The sequence below is a fragment of the Methylobacterium sp. 190mf genome (assembly GCF_900107945.1).
GTDB lineage: Bacteria > Pseudomonadota > Alphaproteobacteria > Rhizobiales > Beijerinckiaceae > Methylobacterium.
This window is the reverse complement of the sequence record NZ_FNVI01000006.1, coordinates 19,915-41,896: the sequence shown is the minus strand read 5'-3', so window position 1 is coordinate 41,896 and position 21,982 is coordinate 19,915. Positions and strand designations below refer to the sequence as shown.

Below are 21,982 nucleotides of genomic sequence, written 5' to 3'. Positions count from 1 at the left end.
CGTCGCTGCCGCGGGCCGGGTGGGGCCGATGCCGGGATCGAGGCACCGGGATATCGAGGCACCGGAATCGAACGGCCGGCGCGGCCCGTCCCCTGGCCTGCCGCGCCCGCGTTCGGGCGCGACGTGGCGGCTGGATCAGTCCTTGCGGATCGGGGCCGCCGGAGCGCCTGTCTCGCCGAAGCCGAAATCGGCCAGCCGGTAGGAGAGCTGCGCGAAGCCGCCGTAGCGACCGGTCTCGAACTTCATCGGGCTGGGCGGCGAGAACAGGAAGGCCGTCGTGTGCGCCTTGTCGGCCTGGAGCTGCCAGTAGCGGCCGCCGACGCCGACGCTGACGGACGGCGTCAGGTCGTACGAGATGATCCCCTCCAGGAAGTAGCCGTCGCCGCGGCCGCCTTCCGGCCCCGGATTGATGTCGGGCCGCAGCCAGTGCCGGTCGACGCCGCTCAGGCTCACGACCGGCAAGTAGGCGCCTTCCAGGCTCAGCCGGACCCGGTCGAACCGCGCTTCGCCGATCACCCCGACGCGCAGCGCGTTCCACTGCATGCTCTCGCCCAGCGTCTTCATGCTGGTCGGGTAGGGTCTGGCGCAGGGAGTCCCGCCTGCCACCTGACGGCAGCCGTAGCCGTTATACAGTTCGGACGCGAACTGGTAGCCGAGGAAGCCGCCGAGCTTGTACCCGTCCCGGCGCAGCACGTCGTAGCCGAGATCGATCACGCCGTAGCCGATGTCGCCGTCCTTGATCGGCGACAGCGTCTTCGAATAGCGGCGCAGGGCGGGCGGGAAGTCCTCGTCGGCGAGGCGGCCGCCGGTGACGCCGCCCGAGCCGAGGAAGCCCTTGGCGAACAGGCCGGTGGGGTTGTGCTCGAGCCGTGCGAAGCTCTCGCCGGCATGCGCCTGGGTGTTGTTGTAGGTCAGGCGCGAATTGAGCTGGCCGGGCGCGTCGGGGTCGCCGAGCTTCTCGCGCGGTGTCCCGGAGCTGAAGACGTAGCGCAGGCCGCCCTCGAAATCCCAGGTGGCCGGGCCTGCCGACGCGATCGGGGCCAGGGTGGGAAGCCCGGCTCCGAACCGGTAGTTGAGGCCGACGCGGGCCAGGAAGCCGTCCGTCGCGACCCGCGTGCCGGCGTGGTAGCCGGTCAGCACGGGGTACGACGGAGCCGGGAGGATCGCCCGGGAGCCGAGATCGTAGTAGAGACCCTCGACCTTGGCGGAGAGGTGCTCGCTGAAGGCGTGCTCGATGCCGGCGCCGGCCACGTAGCCCATGCGCACCGCGCCCTGGCGCCCGTCGAACAGCGGGAAGCCGGCCAACGACAGGTTGTTGTCGGTCCGGACCGTGCCCGCGGCGAGGCCGCCCGTGGCGTAGACGAGGGTGCGATCGACGGCGAAGCCGATCCTGCCGCGCAGGGTGGCGAGTTCGTCCAGCCTCTGGCCGGAATGGGCGACGCTGCGGCGATAGAAGCCGCCGCCCGCGGCCGGAAAGGCGCCCTCGCGGCGATCGTAGCCCCACAGCCGGGTGAATTGGTAATCCGCGGCGGCGCCGGCGACGAAGCCGGAATTCACCTGCCAATCGTAGCCGACCTCGGCGCCGCCGACGAAGCTCCCGTCCGAGGCCCGCTTCGATGGAATGACCGGGCAGTTCCGGGCTCCGGGCTGCCCGTCCGGACCTGTGCAGACGAACTGCGTGGCCCGATCGAGGGTCCCGTAACCGGCGAACAGGCCGGCATGCGCTCCGGTCCAGGAGAAGATCGGCACGGCCGTCGCCGCCGGCGGAAGGGCCCGCCGCGGGAGGTCCGCCGCCATCGCGGTCTGCGACAGCAGGAACAGGAGAAGTCCAGAACTCGAGATGCGGTACATGTAGTGTCCCCCGCCGCGCGTCGTCGAAGGCATGAGCGTCAAGGTCTCTTCGCCGGTAAGGCTTCGGATGCCGAAGCGGAGCTTCTGCTGATCTCGCGCGGTTCGCATGATGCGTTCTTATGATTAGGTCATGATGTCTCGATTCTGAAGCGTGGATTTTCGAGATACTTCCTCAAATTTGACTGACTATGCAATCGTTGATGCGAGAATGATATTTTATTGACTTCGTGTATTTTACAGACTTAGTATCTTGATAGTGTATTCGAGTCATTGTCAGCGGAGATGTTGCTCTGATCTTCGGTCGTGCCGCGGCTTGGTTCCGTTCGCTTTTGCGGCCGGGTGATGCGTTCGTGCATCACCTGTGCCCTGCCCGGTCCAACCCAGGGCGGCCACGGGGCCCGGCCGCCGGCCCGACGCGATGCCCGTCGCGATACCGCTCCGGCGCGTTCCTGGCGGGGCGGCCCGGTCCGGGGAACCATCCGGGCGGCCCGAGCCTTCCTGGGCGGGATTGCGGGCGGATCCGGCCGCGAGTCCCCTGGAAACGCCCGCCCGTCTTCCCGGGCGGCGAGAGAGGAAACCTCACGTGCGTTCAATGATCATTGCCGCTGCCCTGCTGGCGGCTCTCGGTTCCGCCGTCGCGATCCCGGCCTCCGCCGCGCCGATCGGCCCCGGCACGGGCGTGTCGGCGCCCGCCGGCATGGTCTCGACGGTCCAGATGGATCCCGTCGAGCGCCACATGATGCGCCGTCGCATGGAGCGCCGGATGATGCGCCACCGGATGGAGCGCCACATGATGCATCGGGAGATGCGCCGCGAGATGCGCCACCGCGAGATGCGTCGCGAGATGATGCGCCGCATGTGACGCGCATCCGCGCCGGGGCTGCGTCCGCCCCGGCGCGGGCCGGGGCAGAGCCGCGAGGCGGGCTTCCCGCGTCGCGGAGGCTGGGCTCGGGCTGGCCGGGGGTGCCACGTCCGAGGCGATCGAACCATCCGCGCCCCGACGCGTTTCTGGCCACCGACAAGGGAGGATTGGTACGATGAAGGCGATTCTGGCAGCGGCCGCGGTGAGCCTCGGCATTCTGGGCGTGGTCGGCCCGGTCTCCGCGCAGCCGCGCCCCGACTACGACGATTACGGCGGCCGGGGCTACCGCGACCGCGGCGACTACGATTACCGGGACCGCGGCTACCGCGACCGGGACGATTACCGCGGCCGCGCCAATTACGGGTTCGACGAGCGCGAGTACCTGCGCTGCAACCCGGATGTCCGCCGCGCCGTGGCCAACGGCCAGATGGAATCGGGTGCCGCCCACTACAAAGTGTTCGGGCGTCGCGAAGGCCGGCGGCTGAGCTGCTGACCCGATCGGCCGGCTTCCGGCCGGGCGCGCCTATCGCGGGCGTGCCCGGTCGCGCAGCAGGTTGATGATGAGGGCCGTCCAGCCGGTCTGGTGCGCGGCGCCGAGGCCCCGCCCCGTATCCCCGTCGAAGAACTCGTGGAACAGCAGCGGCTCCTCGGCACCCGGCGCCGGGGCGATCGGCGGCCGGGTCCCGAAGGCAGGCCGGCGCCCGGTCCCGTCCTTGGCGAACAGTGCGATCAGGCGGTCCTCGAGGGCGTCCGCGACGGCGCTGAGCGTCAGCATCGCGCCCGAGCCCGTCGGGTACTCCACTAGGAAGTCGTCGCCGTAATAGGTGTGGAAGCGCCGCAGCGCCTCGACGATGAGGAAGTTCATCGGCATCCAGACCGGGCCGCGCCAGTTCGAGTTGCCGCCGAACATGTTCGAGGTGGAATCGGCCGGGTCGTAGCGGACCGTGAAGGAGGCGCCGAGCTCGTTGAGCACGTAGGGCGCGTCGCGGTGCACCTTCGACAGGGAGCGCACGCCGTAGGGCGAGAGGAACTCGGCCTCGTCGAGCATGCGGCGCAGCAGCGCCTTCATCCGGTGGCCGCGCAGCAGCGACAGCAGCTTGCGGTCCTTCACGCCCCCCTCGGTCCAGCGGGAGACCAGGCGGGCGAGGTGGGGCCGGTTCTCCAGCACCCAGTTCAGGCGCCGGGCGAAATCCGGCAGCCGGTGGAGCACGGAGGGCTCGATCACCTCGACGGCGAAGAGCGGGACCAGCCCGACCATGGAGCGGACCCGCAAGGGGAGCATCCCGCCGCCGGGGATGTCGACCTCGTCGTAGTAGAATTCGTCGATTTCGTCCCACAGGCCGTAGCCCTGCCCGTCTCCGCCCGACCCGCCCATGTCGGTCATGGCCTCGGCGATCAGCAGGAAGTGCTCGAAGAACTTGGAGGCGGTGCTCTCGTAGACGTCGTTGTGGAGGGCGAGCTCCAGGGCGATGCGCATCATGGTCAGCGCGTACATCGCCATCCAGGCGGTGCCGTCGGCCTGGTGCACCACCCCGAAGCCCGGGGGCGGGCGCGAGCGGTCGAACACGCCGACATTGTCGAGCCCCAGGAAGCCCCCCTGGAACACGTTGCGGCCCTGCGCGTCCTTGCGGTTCACCCACCAAGAGAAGTTGATCAGGAGCTTGTGGAACACGCCTTCCAGGAAGGCGAGGTCGCCGCGCCCGCCCCGCCGGTCCCGGTCGATCTCGAACACCCGGTAGGCTGCCCAGGCGTGGACCGGCGGGTTGGCGTCGCCGAACTCCCACTCGTAGGCCGGGAGCTGGCCGTTCGGGTGCATGTACCATTCGCGGGTGAGCAGCAGGAGCTGCTTCTTGGCGAAGTCCGGGTCCAGCAGGGCGAGCGGCAGGCAGTGGAAGGCGAGGTCCCAGGCGGCGAACCAGGGATATTCCCAGGTGTCGGGCATCGACAGCACGTCGGCCGCCGCGAAGTGGCGCCACTGGCCGTTGCGGCCGCCCGCGCGCCCCCGGGGCGGCGGCGGCTGGAGCGGGTCGCCCTCCAGCCAGCGCCGCACGTCGTAGCTGTAGAGCTGCTTCGACCAGATCAGGCCGGCGGCGGCCTGGCGGAAGATCGCGCGGGAATCCGCGCTCGCGATGCCGTCCTGCAATTCCTCGTAGAACGCGTCCGCCTCGGCCACCCGGCGGCGGACCAGGGACCCGTCGTCGACGGCCCGGGCGCGCGGGCCCGCCGAAAGCCGCAGGCGGATCCGGGCGGTCTCCCCGGGCGCCAGCCGCAGCGCGTAGTGCAGGCCGAGCTTGGTGCCCGCGTCCCGGCGCACCGAAGCGGGATCGCCGTCGACGATCGCCGCGTGGAGACCGTCCTTGAACGGCCCCGCGGCGTCCGGCTGCCCGCCGTGCAGCCGCAGGTTGGTGTCGTTCTCGCAGAACAGCAGGTCCGGCGTACCGTCGAAGGCGAGCCGGTACGGCCCGAGCCGCTCGTGGGTGCAGACGGCGCCCCCGTCGGGCGCGCGGGCGATCCGCGGGCGCGCCTGCCCGGCCTCCCACGACCACGTGTTGCGGAACCAGAGCTGCGGGACGAGGTGGAGGTCGGCGGGCTCGGGCCCCCGGTTCAGCGCGGTGATCACCGCGTGGACGTCGTCGGCGTCGGCCTTGGCGTACTCCACGGTGACGTCGAAGAACCGGTCCCCGTCGAAGACGCCCGTCTCCTCGATCTCGTACTCGGGCTGCTCCCGCCCGCGCCGACCGTTCTCGTCGACGAGCTCCGCGTAGGGGAAGGCCGCCTGCGGGTAGCGGTACAGCATCTTCAGGTAGGCGTGGCTCGGGACCGCGTCGAGGTAGTGGTAGACCTCCTTCACGTCCTCGCCGTGGTTGCCCTCCTGGTTGGTCAGGCCGAACAGCCGCTCCTTGAGGATGCGGTCGCGCCCGTTCCAGAGGGCGAGGGCCAGGCACAGGTTGCCGCGCTCGTCGCAGATCCCGGCCAGCCCGTCCTCGCCCCAGCGATAGGCGCGCGAGCGGGCGTCCTCGTGCGTCAGGGCGGCCCAGGCGTTGCCGCAGGGGCTGTAATCCTCCCGCACGGTCCCCCATTGCCGCTCGCTGAGGTAGGGGCCCCAGAGCGACCACGCCCGGTCGCCCCGTCCCTGCTCGGCGATCCGGCGGCGCTCGGCCCAGTCCACCGACGCGTCTCGACCCTCGCCCCGATCCCTGTCCCGATCCCCGTCCCGATCCTCGTCCGCGCGCGGCCCCATCAGCCGCGTCCCGGACGCGGGCCCGGTCGGCCGGGGCTGGGGGTGCGGCGGGGACGGGAGGCGGTCATCGGTCACGGCGGTTCGCTGCGGATGCGCCGGCCCGATGCATCATCGGCGCCATCCCGACCCGTCGGGCCTTCGGGCCGCCGCACGGCTCCGTGAGCGCCCGCCGGCCGATCGCGCGCCCGCGCCGGTGACCGTCTCGGCCCACCCCCAAACCTTGACCCCGGTGAAGGTGAGCGACAGGATCGCGCCGGGTGATCTGCGACTCGACGCGCGGGGATCCGCGTTGATCTATCCGAATTCAGCGTTCGTCGGCGATCTGTCCGGCCACATCTTGGGGGAAAGATGACGCGACTATTGATGGCCGGCCTGGCCGGGCTGCTGTTCATGACCGCGGCGCAAGGTCAGGAGGGCGGCGCGCCGGTGAAGATCGGCGTCGCCGCGCCCATGACCGGGCCGAACGCGGCTTTCGGCGCCCAGATCCGGAACGGCGTGAGCCAGGCGGTCGAGGACATCAACAGGGCCGGCACGCTGAAGGGCAGGACGCTGACCGTCACGGTCGGCGACGACGCCTCCGACCCGAAGCAGGGCGTCTCGGTGGCCAACAAGTTCGCCAGCGACGGCGTGAAGATGGTCGTCGGCGACTACAATTCCGGCGTCACGATCCCGGCCTCCGACGTCTATCTCGACGCCGGCATCATCCAGGTCACGCCGGCCTCCACGAGCGTGAAGTTCACCGAGCGCGGCATGTGGAACACGTTCCGCACCTGCAGCCGCGACGACCAGCAGGGCGCGGTGGCGGGCAGCTACCTGGCCGCGCACTTCCCGGGCAGGAAGATCGCCTTCGTCCACGACAAGACGCCCTACGGCAAGGGGCTGGCCGACGAGACGCTGAAGGCGTTCAGGGCCAAGGGCGGCAAGGAGGTGCTGTTCGAGGGCATCAACCCGGGCGAGAAGGACTACTCGGCGCTCGTCTCCAAGATGAAGTCCGCCAACGTCGACGTCGTCTATTTCGGCGGCGTGCACACCGAGGCCGGGCTGATCATCCGGCAGATGCGCGATCAGGGCCTCGCCGCCCGCATGATGAGCGGCGACGCCATCCCCGACAAGGAATTCGTCCAGATCGCCGGCCCGGGCGCGGCCGGGACCCTGATGACCTTCGCGCCGGACGCCCGCAAGAACCCGAACGCCAGGGGCGTGGTGGCGGCGTTCAACGCCCGGGGCATCGATCCCGAGGCCTACACGCTCTACGCCTACGCGGCCGTGCAGGTCCTGGCCAAGGCGATGGCCGAGACCGGCTCCAGCGACGGGAAGACGCTCGCCGACTGGCTGCACCGGGGCAAGCCGGTGGACACGGTGGTCGGCCCGATCGCCTACGACGGGAAGGGCGATCTCACCCGCCCCGACTACGTCATCTACGAGTGGACCAAGGGGCCGGACGGCCGGATCGACTATGCCGGGCACGAGGTGACCCCGTAGGCCGGTCGGGCCCGGAGGCCGCCGCCTTACCTAATTGGATGAGGGCGGCGATCTCAACGTGGCCGCCGCGAAGGCCTTATGCTCCCGCCCGACTGCGCCGCGGTCCGGGAGAGGGAGCCTTCATGTTCGACTTCAGCCAGCTCCGGTGCTTCGCCGCCGTGGCGGAGGAGTTGCATTTCGGGCGTGCGGCCGCCCGGCTGAACATGACGCAGCCGCCGCTGTCGCGGCAGATCCAGGTCCTGGAGCGCGTCCTCGACGTGCAGCTCCTGGAGCGCACCAGCCGCACGGTCCGGCTGACCGCCGCCGGTCGCAGCTTCCTGCCCGAGGCGCAGCGCATCCTGCGGCTCGCCGAGACCGCGACGCACGTCACCCGGCAGGTCGCGGCGGGGCGCGCGGGCGTCCTCAAGTTCGGCTTCACGGCGGCCTCGGCCTACGACTTCCTGCCGCGCCTCGTCACCGCGTTCCGGCGGGCGCTGCCGGACGTGACGCTCGCGCTGCGCGAGATGGTCAGCAAGGACCAGATCGAGGAGCTGCTCGCCGGCCGGATCGACGCCGCGCTGGTGCGCCCGCCCGTGACGCACCCGGACCTGATCGCCGTCCGGGCGCTGGCCGAGCCCCTGGTGGTGGCCCTGCCGGCCGGGAACCCCCTGGCCCTGCGCGACGGGCTCACCCCCGCCGATCTCGGGCGCGAGCCGCTCATCGGCTACGCGCCCAACGAGGCGCGCTACTTCCACGACCTCGTCCTGGGCCTGCTCGCCGAGGCCGAGATCCGGCCCCCGACGGTCCAGCAGCTCACGCAGATCCACTCGATCCTGGCCCTCGTCCGGGCGGCGCTCGGCATCGCCCTGGTGCCGGCCGCCGCCGAGCGCCTGCGCTTCGAGGGCGTGGTGTTCCGCCCCCTCGTCCTGCCGGCGCCGCGCCCGGTGGAACTGCTCCTCGCGTGGCGGCGCGACGCGGACGACCCCCTCATCGCCCAGCTGGTCTCGATCGTGGCCGAGATGCCGCCCGCGTGAGCCCGCACGGTCGATCGATGCGCGATCCGCATCGATCGATCCAGTGTTTGGCTTTGACCTCGCGGCGGAAGGCTGCGCGTGATGGGGCGGACGGCGCGCAGACGCCGCGACGCCCCCAGGGAGGATCGTGATGGACAGCCTCACCAACCGCTTCAAGGCGGCCCTCGCCGAGGGGCGCCAGCAGATCGGCCTGTGGTGCAGCCTCGCCAGTCCCATCTCCACCGAGGTGGTCGCCGGGGCCGGGTTCGACTGGCTGCTCCTCGACATGGAGCACTCGGCCAACGACCTCCGGGACATCTACGCCCAGCTCCAGGCGATGATGGAGGGCGACACGCACCCGATGGTGCGGGTGCCGAGCGACGACCCGATCACCATCAAGCGGATCCTCGACGCCGGCGCCCAGTCGCTGATGATCCCCAACATCGACGACGCCGCGCAGGCCGCCCGGGTGGTCGCGGCGACGCGCTACGCGCCCCGCGGCATCCGCGGCTTCTCGCAGGCGCCCCGCGCCGCCCGGTTCGGCCGGATCAAGGACTACCACACCCGCTGCGAGGCCGAGATCTTCGTGGCGGTGCAGGTCGAGTCCCGCCGCGCCCTCGACAATCTGGACGCGATCGCCGCCGTGGAGGGCGTGGACGGCGTGTTCATCGGGCCCGGCGACCTCTCCACCAGCCTCGGCTATGTCGGCCAGCAGGGCCACCCGGAGGTGGTCGCCACCATCGAGGCGGCGGTCGCCCGGGTCGTCCGGGCCGGCAAGCAGGCCGGCATCCTCACGCCGAGCGAGGAGCTGGCCCGCCGCTACATCGCGGCCGGCACCCGCTTCACAGCGGTGGGCTCCGACATGGGGCTCCTCGCCCGCAGCTCCGAGGCGCTCGCCGCCCGCTTCCGCGCCTGAGCTCCGCAACGGGATCGTACCCATGAACATCGGATTCATCGGCCTCGGCATCATGGGCACGCCCATGGCCGGACACCTGATCGCGGCGGGCCACAGCCTGTTCCTCAAGACCCGGCGCAGCGTGCCCGAGGCCCTGCTCGCGGCGGGCGGCACCGCCTGCGCCACCGCCGCCGAGGTGGCCGAGCGCGCAGACACGATCATCCTGATGCTGCCCGACACCCCGGACGTGGAGCAGGTCCTGTTCGAGACGGATGGGGTCGCCGAGGGGCTGTCGCCCGGCAAGACCGTGATCGACATGAGCTCGATCGCGCCGCTCGCCACCAAGGATTTCGCCGCCCGGATCGCCGAGCGGGGCGGCGCCTATCTCGACGCGCCGGTCTCGGGCGGCGAGGTCGGGGCCAAGAACGCCGCGCTCTCGATCATGGTCGGCGGCGAGGCCGGGACCTTCGCGCGCGCCGAGCCCCTGTTCGCCGCGATGGGCAAGACGGTGACGCATGTCGGCCCGGTCGGCTCGGGGCAGGTCGCCAAGGTCGCCAACCAGATCATCGTCGCCCTGACCATCGAGGCGGTGGCCGAGGGGCTGCTCTTCGCCTCGAAGGCCGGCGCCGATCCCGCCAAGGTGCGGCAGGCGATAACCGGCGGGCTGGCCACCTCGCGGATCCTGGAGCTGCACGGCGCGCGGATGATCGAGCGGACCTTCGATCCCGGCTTCCGCATCGGCCTGCACCAGAAGGACCTGAACCTCGCCCTGGACAACGCCCGGACGCTCGGCCTCAGCCTGCCCGCCACGGCGCTGGCGCAGCAGCTGTTCTCGGCCTGCGTGGCCCAGGGCGGCGCGGCCTGGGACCACTCCGCCATGGTGAAGGCCCTGGAGGCCCTGGCGAACCACGCGGTCGGCGACGCCGCCTGATCCCGACAGGAGCCCGGACGGGCGCGAGACGGAAGGAGCATCCGATGCAGGCCGAGATCGAAGCCCCGACCCGCCCGCAGCCGGCCGGCGCGGGGGCCGCAGGGGCCGCCGGCGACGTGCCGCGCACGATCCGCCTGAGCGACAGCGACAACGTCGCGATCGTGGTCAACGCCTTCGGGCTGCCGGCCGGCACGGTCTTCCCGGACGGGCTGGAACTCGTCGAGTTCGTGCCGCAGGGCCACAAGGTGGCGCTCACCGACATCCCGGAGGGCGGCGAGGTCCGCCGCTACGGCGAGGTGGTGGGCATCGCCACGCAACCGATCCCGCGGGGCGCCTGGGTGGAGGAATCCCGCGTCGCGACGCCGGTCGCCCCCGCCCTCGACGCCCTGGAGATGGCCACCCGCGTGCCGGCCCCCCTGCCCCCGCTCGAGGGCTACACCTTCGAGGGCTATCGCAACCCGGACGGGTCGGTGGGTACCAAGAATATCCTGGCGATCTCAATCAGCGTGCAGTGCGTCGCCGGCACCCTCGACGTTGCGATCCGGCGGATCAAGCAGGAGCTGCTGCCGCGCTACCCCAACGTCGACGACGTGGTCGGCCTGACCCACGCCTACGGCTGCGGCGTCGCCATCAACGCTCCCGAGGCGGTGGTGCCGATCCGGACGCTCCAGAGCCTCGCGCAGAACCCGAATTTCGGCGGCGAGGTCATGGTCGTCGGCCTCGGCTGCGAGAAGCTCGTCTCGGAGCGGCTCCTGCCCGACAGCGGCGCGGCCGGCGACGGGGTGGTGCGGCTGCAGGACGAGCGCCACCGCGGCTTCTCGGCCATGATCGACAGCATCCTGACCATGGCGGAGGCCCGCCTGGAGGTGCTGAACCGCCGGACCCGCGAGACCTGCCCGGCCTCCGAGCTGGTCGTCGGCCTGCAATGCGGCGGCAGCGACGCGTTCTCGGGCGTCACCGCCAACCCGGCGCTCGGCTTCGCGGCCGACCTGCTGGTCCGCTGCGGCGCCACCGTGATGTTCTCCGAGGTGACGGAGGTGCGCGACGCGATCCACCTCCTCACCCCCCGGGCGAAGAGCCCGGAGGTCGCCGCGGCGCTGGTCCGCGAGATGGCGTGGTACGACGCCTACCTCGCCAAGGGCGAGGCCGACCGCCGGGCCAACCCGTCGCCGGGCAACAAGAAGGGCGGCCTCAACAACATCGTGGAGAAGGCGCTGGGCTCGGTCGCCAAATCGGGCACGAGCGCGATCTCGGGGGTCCTGGCGCCGGGCGAGCGCGTCCGCGAGAAGGGCCTGATCTTCGCCGCGACCCCGGCGAGCGACTTCGTCTGCGGCACGCTGCAGCTCGCCTCGGGCATCACCCTGCAGGTCTTCTCCACCGGCCGCGGCACGCCCTACGGGCTCGCCCAAGCGCCGGTGATCAAGGTCGCCACCCGCACGGAGCTGGCCGAGCGCTGGTCCGACCTGATCGACCTCGATGCCGGCCGCATCGCCACAGGCGCGGCGACGATCGAGGAGGTCGGCTGGGAGCTGTTCCACCTGATCCTCGACGTCGCGAGCGGGCGCAAGCGCCCCTGGTCGGACCGGTGGGGGCTGTTCAACGACCTGACCCTGTTCAACCCCGCGCCGATCACCTGAGACTCACCGGCGGGACGGCCGGACGGTCGGGCGGGGCATGCGTCCCGCCGCGTCGTCAGCGTGGCCGGACTCTGCTAGGCAGCCGGCACCGCCATGACGCTGCCGATTCCCTCCCTCCGGACCCTGCTCTTCCGCCTGCACTGGGCGCTCGGCCTCACCGCCGGCCTCGTCCTCGCCCTGATGGGCCTGACCGGGGCGCTGATGAGCTACGAGGAGGCGGTCACCGCCTTCGCCAACCGCGACCGGCTCGAGGTCGCGCCCGCCGGGCGGACGGCGCTGCCCCCCGCGGCGCTGGCGGCGCGGATCGACGCGCAGGCGGGCGGCCGCGTCGCCAACGTGCTGACCCTGTCGGACGACCCGCGCGCGAGCGTCCACGTCCGCTTCGCCCGCGACCCCGAGACCCGCGCGCGGCCGCCCGCCGCCTACGCCGACCCCTACGACGGCGCGCTGCTCGGCCCGGTGCGGCTGGAGGGCGCCTTCACGACGGTGCGGGACCTGCACCGCTGGCTGCTGCTGCCCGGCGGGTCCAAGGGCTGGGGCCGCACCGTGACGGGCGCCTGCACCCTGGCGCTGCTGGCCTTCCTGGCGACCGGCCTCTACCTGCGCTGGCCCCGGATCCACCGCTGGCGGATCTGGCTGAAGCCGGCCCTGTCGCGGCCCGGCCGGCCGCGCTGGTGGTCGCTGCACGCCGTGGTCGGGACCTGGCTCCTGCCGGTCTACCTAGTCATCGCGCTGAGCGGCCTGACGTGGTCCTACCCGTGGTTCAAGGACGGCGCGACGCGGCTGCTCGTGGGCGCCCCCGACGCCGCGAAGCCGGCCGGCCGCAGGGCCGCCGGAAAACCGGCCGATCCCGCCGCCGACGGCGCGGCCGTCGACCGCGCCTGGGCGGATTTCCGCGCGCGGACCGGCGCGGAGGCCGGGACGGCGGTCCTGACTTTGCCGGGCGCCGACACGAAGGCGATCCGCATCCGCTGGCTGCCGAAGGGCGTCGACGCGCCGAGCGCCCGCAACGAGATCCGCTACGATCCCGCCACGGGCGCGCTGCTGGCCTCCGAGCGGGCCGCCGACGCGCCGCTGGGCCGGCGCCTCCTGGACAACGTCCTGGAGGTGCATCGCGGCCGCTTCTTCGGCGACCTCGTCGCGCTGCTGTTCTGCCTCGCGGCGCTGGCCATGCCGGGCTTCGCGGCGACCGGCCTGACGCTCTACGTCCTGCGCCGCCGCGCCGGCGCCCGCCGCAGGACCGTCGCGGCCGGGGCGCCGGCGGGCGCGGTCCGCACGGCGAGCCCCTGACGGCGGGCCTCCGGCGGCGCCAGCGTTCGATGACACCCACCCCGTCGCGCGGACGTCGGGGCGGCGATCCGCGCCCCGACGGGCCCGGCCGCTCGGGCGATGCGGCCCGCCCGTCAGAGCCGGGCGGTGATCGTCGCCAGCACCGTGAACGGCGCCCCGGGGGTGTTGTTGGTCGCGTTGGTCGGCGCCTCGATGTAGCGCGCGTTCGTCAGGTTGCGCATGTTCACCGACAGGCGCCAGTGGGCGTCGAAATCGTAGTACACGAGCGCGTCGAGCCGGTTGTAGGCGCCCACGGTGAAGCTGTTGTCGAGGTCGCCGTAGCGTCGGCCGACATGGGTGACGCCGAAGCCGAGCCCGAGCCCGCGCAGCGGGCCGTCCTGGAACGCGTAGGTCGTCCACAGGCTGCCGCTGAACACCGGCACGCCGGTGAGCCGGTTGCCGACCGCGAAGGTCGTGTCCTTGGTGATCCGCGCGTCGATCAGGCCGACACTGCCGATGATGCTCCAGCCGGGCAGGATCTCGCCGGCCAGGTCGGCCTCGACACCCCGCGACCGCTGCTGGCCGGTGATGACGGAGAAGGTCGGATTGCGCGGGTCGGTGGCCGCGACGTTGTCCCGGACGATCTGGAAGGCGGCCGCGCTCAGGGTCAGGCCGGGCGTGAGATCGACCCGGGTGCCGGCCTCGACCTGCTCGCCCGTGCTGGGCGGGGGGCTCGCCACGTTCAGCACGCTGGCGGTCTGCGGCAGGAACGACGTGGCGTAGCTCGCGTAGAAGGTCAGCGGCTCGAACGGCCGGTAGATCAGCCCGACCCGCGGCGAGGCGCCGAACAGGGTCTGCTCGGGCGGCTGGGTCCGCGAGGCCGGCTGGCGGTTGAAATAGTACTGGCTGCCGAGATCGAACCGGGCGCCGACGACGAGCTGCAGGCCCGGCGCCAGCACGATCTGGTCCTGGACGTAGAGCCCGAACACTTCCAGCTTCTGCTTCAGGTCGGCCTGGAACTGGAGCGGCTGGAAGGCCGCGCCGAACATCGGGTTGAGGAAGCTGACCGGGGCGAGGTTGCCCTGCTGGGAGAAGGCGTGGCGGAAGCCGTTCGAGTACTCGAACCCGAGGAGCGCCGTATGGGCGAAGCCGAAGGTGTCGAACTTCATCACGGCCTCGGTCTGGCTGTCGACCGCGGCGAAGCGCGAATTGACCGTGGCTTCGCGCCGGCTCAGCAGCGTGCCGGCATTGTTGACCGATAGGGCACGGGCGGCGAACACGTCGAACGTGCCCCATTGCCCGGCGATGACCTGCCGGAGCGTCAGGTTCTCGTTGACGTCGTGCTCGGCGCGCATGGTGATCGTGTTGAACGCGCCGAAGTAGCGCGAGGACGGCTCACCGTAGAACCGGCCGATGTTGTCGAGCGGGACGCGGCCGCGGAAGGCCACCAGCCCCTCGTCGTACTGGGTGTGCTGGTTGGTGAATTCCGAGTTCACGTAGACCCGGGTGTCGGCGCTCGGCGTCCAGCTGAAGGCCGGCGCCACGAAGACGCGCCGGTTGGTGTCGCCACCGTAATTGCGGAAGGTCGGATCCTCCTGGGCGGCGAAGCTGAGACGCGCGGCGAGGCCCTCGACGGCGGGCAGCGCGCTCGACACGGAGCCCTGGAACCGCCGGAAGCCGAAGCTGCCGCCCTGCACGCTCGCGTCGGCCGTGGGCTCGAAGGTGGGCCGGCGGGTCACGATGTTGATGACGCCGCCGGGATCGCCCCGGCCGAACAGCACGGAGGCCGGGCCCTTGATCACCTCGACGCGCTCGGCGTCCACGAGGTCCCGTGTGACCGGGTAGAAGTTGATGGCCGGGTCGACCAGCACGCCGTCGACGGCGAAGACCTGGGTGGAGAAGCCGCGGATCAGGTAGTTCTGCGACCGTCCCTGCACCGTGCTGCCGAGAACCACGTTGCTGACGTTGGTCACGGCATCGGTGAGCCGCAGATCCTGCTGGTCGGTGATCACCGAGCGGGACACGACGTTGATCGATTGCGGCGAGTCGCGCACCGGCGTGTCGGTGCGCGTGGCGGTCGCCGAGCGCGTCGCCCGATAGCCGGTGACGGGACCGTCGGCCCGCTCGCTGACCGGGCCCGTGCCCGCAACGCTGAGTTCGGAGAGCACGACCTCGTCGGCGGCCGGGTCGGATTGCGCGCGGATCTCTGTCGGCGCGAGCAGGAGGAGCGACGTCGCGAGTCCGGTGCTGCAGATATTCAGGCGCGACCGGCAGTATTTGATGCGATCGACGACGTCGATCCGGGCGGCGGGCATGATTTAAAATCGTTCTCAAGAGCGACGTATCGACGCGGTGCGGTGTTTCTAGAGTGCAAACGCCGTCGTTTCTCAACGCCGATCGGGAAAGCCGCGGGTGACGCGCGCATCCTCTGCCCGGATGTGGCGCGGAAGGCACGCTTTGAGGGGCAATGCTTTGAAATCATTCAAAGATGCCAACTACAGAGTGTGTAATGCGTGCCCTTCGCAACCGGCTGAATCCCGGGCCGCGGGCCGACTCACGCCGTCGCGTCTGTCAGGGGACCGGGCGTGATCGCGCGGGATCGCCCGGGAGAACGGCCGGCCGGCCCGCGCGAGGGGGGAAACGCGGACCGGCCGGCGTACCGCGCGCCGTGTCCGACGCGCGATCGTCGATGGCGGTTCGACCGGCGCGCCGCCGGTGCGTCCCGAGGGCGCGGCGGCGGCGGTGCCGGGATCAGCGGCCGGCGTGTCGGCCTGCGAGCGGCGGGGCCGGCAGGCGACCGTCGAGCCCGGCGTCGAGGAGCGCGTGGAGCTGGGCGATCGCCGCGGCGACGTCGTAGTCGGGCAGCGCGGCCCGGCCGACGACGATCCCCTTCATCAGCGGCGCGAGCAGGGCGTAGAGCCCGGCCGGATCGCATCCCGGCGCGGTGGCGAGCGCCGCCAGGGTCGCCACGAACCAGTCGCGGCTCTCCGCCTCGGTCCGCGCCGTCATGGCGGCGATGTCCGGGTTGCGGGTCGATTCCGACCAGATCTCCACCCGCAGGGTCGCGGCCTCGCGGGTGATCGACGCGAAGTAGCGGGCGATGATGCCCAGCAACGTCCCGCGCGGATCGCCGCTGCCCTCCATCTCGGCGACCAGGAGCGTGCCGCGCTCGCGCTCGCGCTCCACCAGCCCGAGGACCAGGGCCTCCTTGGATTCGAAGTAGCGGTAGAAGTTGCCCGGACTCATCGCGGCCTCGCGGGCGAGGTCCTGCATGGTGGTGCGATGGAAGCCGTTGCGCGCGAAGCAGGTCTCGGCGGCGTCGAGGATGTGCTCGCGCCGGGCGGACGGGTTGCCGCGGGCCTCCGCCGCCCTGTCCGCCGCGACGGTCACGATCCCGGCTGCGCCGTGACGGCGACCGGGGCGACGCGGCTCTGGTCCTTGCCCAGGCTGGCGACGGCGCAGGATTGCGGTCCCTGATGCAGGTCCGCGCAGATCCGGGCCTGCCAGCCGTCCGGGCCGGCGCCCGTCCAGTTGATCAGGGCCAGCCAGGCGAGGGCCAGGACGGCGCCGAAGGTCAGGTTGGCGGGGGTGCAGACGGCGCGGACGAGGGCGAGGGCGCCCGGGCCGCGGGCGCCGAAACGCTCGGCATCGAGATCGGACCAGCGGCCTTCGAGTGTGAGAGCCATCGCGCGCTCCTGTTTGCCCCACCCTTATAATGAACGTTCATTCTCATGTCAATGAACGTTCATTCTCATCGGGGGCGATGGGTTGCGACGACAGCGCACCGCTGGGACGGGGATATGCGAGGGCGGGGATCTACCGGGCGTGCCGGCGCGAGCGCGGCCGGGTCTCCGGCGGCGGTTCCGGTTATCTCGGAACGGCCGTCCGGATCCACGCATGGGCGGGGAGTTCCTCCGGGGCTCGGATCCCTCGCGCCGCGGCCCGGCCGCCCGGGATCGGCGCGCGGCTCCGGTCAGGGCGGGGCCGGGCCGCGACCCGCATTCCGCAACCCTGCCCGCGACCCTGCCGCCGCGGCCTCGCGGTCCCGGCGCGTCCGGAAGCGCCGTCCCGGACGCGCGCGGCCTTTCATCAGCCGAGCGTGGCCGGCTTGAGGGCGCCGGTCCGCTCGTGGAAGTCCGGGCCGTTGGTGGTCCGCGCCACGTGGCCGGCGCGGATCAGGTAGTCGCCGAAATGCTCGCCCGGCTGCCGGCCCTTCGCGTAGTCGGCGAAGAGCGGGTCGAGGGTGTCGCGGATCTCGGAGGCCGCCACGTCCTCCCGGTAGAGCTTGCTGAGCCGCGAGCCGTCGTGGGCGGCGCCCAGGTAGAGGTGGTAGCGCTCGGGGCCGCGGCCGACGAGGCCGATCTCCGAGATGAACGGCCGGGCGCAGCCGTTCGGGCAGCCGGTGGAGCGGATCGTGATCTCCTCCTCGGCGAGCCCGTGGGACGCGAGGCTCTCCTCCAGCTCGGTCATCAGGTCCGGCAGGTAGCGCTCGCTCTCGGCGAGCGCGAGGCCGCAGGTCGGCAGGGCCACGCAGGCGATCGAGCTGCGCCGCAGCGCGCTCGCGCCCCGGGTCAGGCCGTACTCGTCGACCAGCGCGTCGATCTCGGCGCGCTTCTCGGCCGGGACGTTGGCGATGATGACGTTCTGGTTGCCGGTGAGGCGGAAATCGCCCTGATGCACCTCGGCGATGCGGCGCAGGCCCGAGAGGAACTGCGCGCCGCCCGCGATGTCCTTGATCCGGCCCGAGGGCACGTAGAGGGTCAGGTGGTGGCGGCCGTCGTCGCCCTCGACCCAGCCGTAGCGGTCGCCGTTGCCCGTGAAGGTGAAGGGCTTGGGCGCGCCGAGCTTCTTGCCGGCGCGCTTCTCGACCTCGGCCCGGAAGGCGTCGAGGCCGTAGCGCTCGATCGTGTACTTGAGCCGGGCGTTCTTGCGGTTCTTGCGGTTGCCCCAGTCGCGCTGGACGGTCATCACCGCCTCGGCGACCTTCAGGGCGTCCTCGGGCTTCACGAAGCCCATCACGTCGGCGGTGCGCGGGAAGGTGTCGGGCTCGCCGTGGGTCATGCCCATGCCGCCGCCCACCGTCACGTTCCAGCCGGTGACCTGGTTCTTCTTGTCGAGGATCGCGATGAAGCCGAGGTCGTGGGCGAAGATGTCGACCTCGTTGGAGGGCGGCACCGCCACGACGGTCTTGAACTTCCGCGGCAGGTAGGTCCGGCCGTAGACCGGCTCGACCTCGGCCTCCTCCTCGCCGCCGACCACGCGCTCGCCGTCGAGCCAGATCTCCCGCCACGCGCTGGTCTTGGGCAGCAGCGAGTCGGAGATGTCCTTGGCGAGCTGGTAGGCGGCCTTGTGGGCGCCGGTCTGAGCGGGGTTCGTCGCCGCCATGACGTTGCGGTTGACGTCGCCGCAGGCCGCGATCGTGTCGAGCAGCGCGCCGTCGATGGCGGCCATCGTGCGCTTCAGGTTCGACTTGATCACGCCGTGGTACTGGAAGGTCTGGCGCGTGGTCGCGCGCAGCGCCCCGCCCGCGTAGGTCCGGGCGATGTCGTCGAGGATCAGCCACTGCTTCGGGGTGATGACGCCGCCGGCGATGCGCAGGCGGATCATGAAGCTGTAGGCCTTGTCGAGCTTCTTCTTGGTCCGCTCGGGGCGCAGGTCGCGGTCGTCCTGCAGGTACATCCCGTGGAACTTCACGAGCTGCCCGTCATCCTCCGAGATCGCCCCGGTGGCGTGCTTCAGGAGGCCGTCCGCCAGGGTGCCGCGGAGGTAGCCGCTGGCGATCTTGATGTGCTCGTTCGCGGCGAGTTTCTCCGCGCGCGCGGCCTCGGCGTCCGTGATCGGGCGCGCGGTCGGCGGGGTCTCGTAGACGCGCTTGGCCGGGGCGGTGATCGGGCCGGGGGCCGGGGTCTCGGCGGCGTCGCGGGGGCTGTGGTCGTCCATGGGGTGAATCCGTCTGTCTGAACGCGTCTTCCTCCCCGATCGGGAGGTGGCGAGCGGAGCGAAGCCGGTGCAGGACTGGAACCGGATCCGCGACCCGCCCCCTCTCCCGTGCGGGAGCGGGTCGGCGTGAGGGGTGCGCCCTCTCCGGAAAGACCTGATCCCTCACCCTGTCCCTCTCCCGCCCGGGAGCGGGGACCTGCGTCCCGCCTGTCTCTGCCGCATCTCGTTGAAGGCCCCCCGCGGTGCGGGGAGCGGTGTGTCCTCAGTAAACGTCCTGCTGGTAGCGGTGGCTGCGCTCCAGCGCCGCGACCTGCGCCTCGGCTTCGGCGGCGCTGAGGCCCTTCGCGCTCTGGTACGCGCCCACCACGGCGGCGCGCACGTCCTTGGCCATGGCCTTGGCATCGCCGCAGACGTAGAGATGCGCGCCCCCGTCCAGCCAGGAGACCAACTCCTGCGCGTGCTGGGTGATCCGGTCCTGCACGTAGACCTTCTCCGGCTGGTCCCGCGAGAAGGCCACGTCGATCTTCGTGAGCGACCCGTCCTCCAGGGCGTCCTGCCACTCGAGCTGGTACAGGAAGTCGTGGGTGAAGTGCCGGTCGCCGAAGAACAGCCACGACCGCCCCGGGGCCTCCACTGCGCGGCGCTCCTGCACGAAGGCGCGGAACGGCGCGACGCCGGTGCCCGGCCCGACCATGATGATGTCGGTGGCCGGATCCTGCGGCAGGCGGAAGTGGCGGTTCGGCTTCAGCCGCACCCGCAGCTTGGCGCCGTCGCGGATGCGGTCGGCGACGTGGACCGAGGCGACGCCCGAGCGGGCGCGGCCGTGGGTCTCGTAGCGCACCGCCGCGATCGCGAGGTGGACCTCGTCGCCCACCTCCTTGCGCGAGGAGGCGATCGAGTAGGCCCGCGGCGGCAACGGCCGGGTGATGGTGCCGATGTGATCGGCCGTGAGCTTCGCCGGGTAGGTCTCCAGCAGGTCGATCAGGTGGCGGCCCTCGATCCAGGCCTTGGCCTCGCCGCTGTCGATGAGCGTCTGCGCCTCCGCGTGGCCGGTCGCCTTCACGAAGCGCTCGATCGTGGCGGCCGAGAGCGTGGTGATGTCCCGCTCGGCGAGCAGAGCCGTGCGCAGGGCCTCGTCGCCGGAGAGCCCGGCGGCGTTCAGGATCTCGTCCACGAGCTGCGGGTCGTTCTCGGGATAGATCTCCAGCGAATCGCCGGGCTCGTAGGCCGGCGCGCCGTCCTCGAAGGCGAGCGCGAGGTGGATCGTCTCCTTGTCGGAGCGCGACGAGTTGAGGTTCACGTGCTCGACGACCTCGACCACGACGGGCTCGCGGCTCGGCTCGGCGTCGTCGTCCTCGCCGGCGCCGGCGCGGGCGAAGTCCACCGCCACGACGTTGTCGGGCTGCTCGGCCGGGGCGAGCGCCTTCAGCGCGCCCTTGATCCAGTCGGCGGCGGGCTTCTCGAAATCGAGGTCGAGGTCGGCCCGCTCGGCGGCGCGCTTGGCGCCGAGCGCCTCGAAGCGCGCGTCGAGCGCCTTCCCGATGGCGCAGAACTCCGCGTAGGACGTGTCGCCGAGCGACAGGACCGCGAACTCGACGCCGTCGAGGCGCGGGGCGCCCTCCCCCATCAGCTCGCCGTAGGCCCGCACGGCCCGGGCCGGCGGCTCGCCCTCGCCCCAGGTGGCCGCGATGGCGATCAGCTTGCCGGCCTTGGGCAGGGTCGCGACGTCGAGGTCGGCGAAGTCCACCACCTTCGGCTTGAAGCCCTGCTTGCGCGCGAGCTTGGCGACGTTGCCGGCGAGCGCCTCGGAGTTCCCCGATTCGCTGGCGTAGATCACCGTCAGCGGCGCGGCGGCCTTGGGCGGGGCGGCCGGTACCGCGGCCGGCTGGCCGCCCGCGGCGTCGAGGCCCGCCAGGAAGCCGGCGAGCCAGGCGCGCTGCGTGGGGCTCGCGGTGCCGAGCACCGCGTCGAGGCTGGCGCGCTCGCCGTCCCCGAACGGGGCGGTGCGCGGGAGGAGATTCTGGCGGGACATCACGGGACCATGTCGGGGCCGGCGCGGCCGGTGTCAATCGAGAAACGTTCGTTTTGCAGAACGGGTGGCGTATAGGACATCACGTTCGCTGCACTGCGAAAAAAGAGAATATCATTCTCCAACCACGGCGAGGACGGGGGCCGTCCCCGGCAGGTGCCGCCCGTTCTTCGGGGGCGCCGGCAGCGGCAGGGCCGTGGTGGATTTCACCTTCTCCATCGCGAAGCGGGAGGTGACGTTCTTGAGCGGCAGCACCGCGATGAGGTGCTTGTAGAAGCTGTCATAGGCCTGCATGTCGGCGACGACGACCCGCAGCATGTAGTCCACGTCGCCGGCCATCCGGTAGAACTCGAGCACCTCCGGCATGGCCGAGACGGTTGCGGCGAAGCGCTGCAGCCACTCCTGGGAATGGTCCGCGGTCTCGATGGAGACGAACACGGTCAGCCCGAGGCCGAGCTTCACCGGATCGAGCACCGCCACGCGCCGGTCGATGACCCCGTCGGCCTCCAGCTTCTGGATGCGCTTCCAGCACGGCGTCTGGGACAGGCCCACGCGCTCGCCGATCGCCGCGATGGAGAGCGTGGCGTCCGTCTGCAGCAGGGCGAGAATCTTCAGATCGATCGCGTCCAAAGCTGTCTCCGTGGGCTTCCGCCGCGCGCGGGGCGCGAGCGCATATACGTGTCTACCGGGACCAGTGAGAAGAATCTTTTACCTCGGGCCCATGCTGCCCGCGCCGGAAGCTGTGCGCAACCGCACGCCGAACCGCCGGTCCGACCCCGCCAAGCGCGCCGGGGCGCCTTGACTTCGTTCGGTATAGCGAACATTTCGACCGTTCGACAACAGGCACGGCGCT

16 protein-coding genes are annotated in these 21,982 nt (G+C 71.6%); 8 read left to right on the top strand and 8 right to left on the bottom strand.

Annotation, left to right across the window (positions count from 1 at the left end):
* Positions 1-135: 135 nt before the first annotated feature.
* Positions 136-1,884, bottom strand: coding sequence for an outer membrane beta-barrel protein (locus C4T42_RS08700; RefSeq protein ID WP_234080748.1), 1,749 nt, complete (start codon positions 1,882-1,884; stop codon positions 136-138).
* Between the two features lie 559 nt (positions 1,885-2,443).
* On the opposite strand from C4T42_RS08700, the gene C4T42_RS08695 reads away from it, so the two are divergent.
* Together C4T42_RS08695 and C4T42_RS08690 are read left to right on the top strand one after the other, a co-directional pair.
* On the top strand, positions 2,444-2,713 hold the full coding sequence (locus C4T42_RS08695) for a hypothetical protein (RefSeq protein ID WP_020093200.1): 270 nt from the start codon (positions 2,444-2,446) through the stop codon (positions 2,711-2,713).
* A 175-nt stretch (positions 2,714-2,888) separates the two neighbouring features.
* Positions 2,889-3,206, top strand: a complete 318-nt coding sequence (locus C4T42_RS08690) for a hypothetical protein (protein WP_020093199.1) — start codon at positions 2,889-2,891, stop codon at positions 3,204-3,206.
* 30 nt (positions 3,207-3,236) lie between these two features.
* Here the strand turns inward: C4T42_RS08690 and C4T42_RS08685 are convergent, their stop codons facing one another.
* Positions 3,237-5,954 carry a glucosidase gene (locus C4T42_RS08685; RefSeq protein WP_234080747.1) on the bottom strand — a complete coding sequence of 906 codons (2,718 nt, stop codon included), beginning with the start codon at positions 5,952-5,954 and terminating at the stop codon, positions 3,237-3,239.
* A 348-nt stretch (positions 5,955-6,302) separates the two neighbouring features.
* Here C4T42_RS08685 and C4T42_RS08680 point away from each other — a divergent pair, with 348 nt between their 5' ends.
* From C4T42_RS08680 to C4T42_RS08655, 6 genes are all read left to right on the top strand, one after another.
* Entirely contained in the window at positions 6,303-7,436 is a 1,134-nt protein-coding gene (locus C4T42_RS08680; protein ID WP_026604934.1) for a branched-chain amino acid ABC transporter substrate-binding protein, read from the top strand.
* 122 nt (positions 7,437-7,558) lie between these two features.
* Positions 7,559-8,449 (top strand): LysR family transcriptional regulator, encoded by an 891-nt coding sequence (locus tag C4T42_RS08675; RefSeq protein ID WP_020093196.1) that lies wholly within the window; start codon positions 7,559-7,561, stop codon positions 8,447-8,449.
* A gap of 130 nt (positions 8,450-8,579) precedes the next feature.
* Positions 8,580-9,344 (top strand): HpcH/HpaI aldolase/citrate lyase family protein, encoded by a 765-nt coding sequence (locus tag C4T42_RS08670; protein WP_020093195.1) that lies wholly within the window; start codon positions 8,580-8,582, stop codon positions 9,342-9,344.
* Positions 9,345-9,366: 22 nt separating this feature from the next.
* Positions 9,367-10,254, top strand: coding sequence for a 2-hydroxy-3-oxopropionate reductase (locus C4T42_RS08665; protein WP_020093194.1), 888 nt, complete (start codon positions 9,367-9,369; stop codon positions 10,252-10,254).
* Between the two features lie 44 nt (positions 10,255-10,298).
* On the top strand, positions 10,299-11,891 hold the full coding sequence (garD, locus tag C4T42_RS08660; RefSeq protein WP_020093193.1) for a galactarate dehydratase: 1,593 nt from the start codon (positions 10,299-10,301) through the stop codon (positions 11,889-11,891).
* A gap of 93 nt (positions 11,892-11,984) precedes the next feature.
* A complete protein-coding gene (locus tag C4T42_RS08655) occupies positions 11,985-13,181 on the top strand; it encodes a PepSY-associated TM helix domain-containing protein (RefSeq protein ID WP_020093192.1) in 1,197 nt (398 codons plus the stop codon).
* A gap of 113 nt (positions 13,182-13,294) precedes the next feature.
* Here the strand turns inward: C4T42_RS08655 and C4T42_RS08650 are convergent, their stop codons facing one another.
* From C4T42_RS08650 to C4T42_RS08620, 6 genes are all read right to left on the bottom strand, one after another.
* Positions 13,295-15,475 (bottom strand): TonB-dependent siderophore receptor, encoded by a 2,181-nt coding sequence (locus C4T42_RS08650; protein WP_020093191.1) that lies wholly within the window; start codon positions 15,473-15,475, stop codon positions 13,295-13,297.
* A 436-nt stretch (positions 15,476-15,911) separates the two neighbouring features.
* Positions 15,912-16,550, bottom strand: coding sequence for a TetR/AcrR family transcriptional regulator (locus C4T42_RS08645; protein WP_020093190.1), 639 nt, complete (start codon positions 16,548-16,550; stop codon positions 15,912-15,914).
* On the bottom strand, positions 16,547-16,846 hold the full coding sequence (locus C4T42_RS08640; protein WP_020093189.1) for a hypothetical protein: 300 nt from the start codon (positions 16,844-16,846) through the stop codon (positions 16,547-16,549). The genes C4T42_RS08645 and C4T42_RS08640 overlap by 4 nt, the downstream gene beginning before the upstream one ends.
* 403 nt (positions 16,847-17,249) lie before the next feature.
* A complete protein-coding gene (locus tag C4T42_RS08635; RefSeq protein ID WP_020093188.1) occupies positions 17,250-19,100 on the bottom strand; it encodes an NADPH-dependent assimilatory sulfite reductase hemoprotein subunit in 1,851 nt (616 codons plus the stop codon).
* Positions 19,101-19,362: 262 nt separating this feature from the next.
* Positions 19,363-21,132 carry a flavodoxin domain-containing protein gene (locus C4T42_RS08625; protein ID WP_020093187.1) on the bottom strand — a complete coding sequence of 590 codons (1,770 nt, stop codon included), beginning with the start codon at positions 21,130-21,132 and terminating at the stop codon, positions 19,363-19,365.
* 111 nt (positions 21,133-21,243) lie between these two features.
* Positions 21,244-21,759 (bottom strand): Lrp/AsnC family transcriptional regulator, encoded by a 516-nt coding sequence (locus C4T42_RS08620; RefSeq protein WP_010686224.1) that lies wholly within the window; start codon positions 21,757-21,759, stop codon positions 21,244-21,246.
* Between the last annotated feature and the right edge of the window lie 223 nt (positions 21,760-21,982).